This window comes from Phenylobacterium hankyongense, assembly GCF_003254505.1.
Lineage (GTDB): Bacteria > Pseudomonadota > Alphaproteobacteria > Caulobacterales > Caulobacteraceae > Phenylobacterium > Phenylobacterium hankyongense.
Map to the genome: position 1 here is coordinate 1 of NZ_QFYP01000012.1, position 409 is coordinate 409.

Here is a 409-nt window from a genome sequence, read left to right on the forward strand (position 1 = left end):
GTGAAATCGGAGCGGAGCGCAGGAGCAGGAGGTAGCGGCGAGTGAGATGGCGGCCTCTGTGATGTCCTCCTTGTCCTTGAAGCCTTCCCCTATGGTGGCGAGGTCCCCCGCGAAGGGCCTCCCCGCGTTGGCGAGGTCTTCCTCCGTCCTCAGGGTTCAGGCCAGCGGCGGGAAGAAGATCAAGACCAACACGCCTTACGGTATCGGAGGAGGACTGGAATACAAGGAGGGCGTCGACGCGTCGGGGAGGAAGGCCAAGGGAAAGGGCGTCTACCAGTTCGTCGACAAGTACGGCGCCAACGTCGATGGATACAGCCCGATCTACTCGCCGGAGGAGTGGTCTCCGTCAGGCGATGTCTACGTTGGAGGGACGACGGGGCTTCTCATCTGGGCGGTGACGCTCGCCGGG

The 409-nt window shown here is 63.6% G+C and carries 1 protein-coding gene; it reads left to right on the top strand.

Translation table 11 applies throughout. The features are described 5' to 3' along the window. Positions 1 to 46 precede the first annotated feature (46 nt). Positions 47 to 409, top strand: a 363-nt coding sequence (psbR, locus tag DJ021_RS18465) for a photosystem II protein PsbR (RefSeq protein ID WP_133255065.1), incomplete at its 3' end; no start/stop codon positions are given.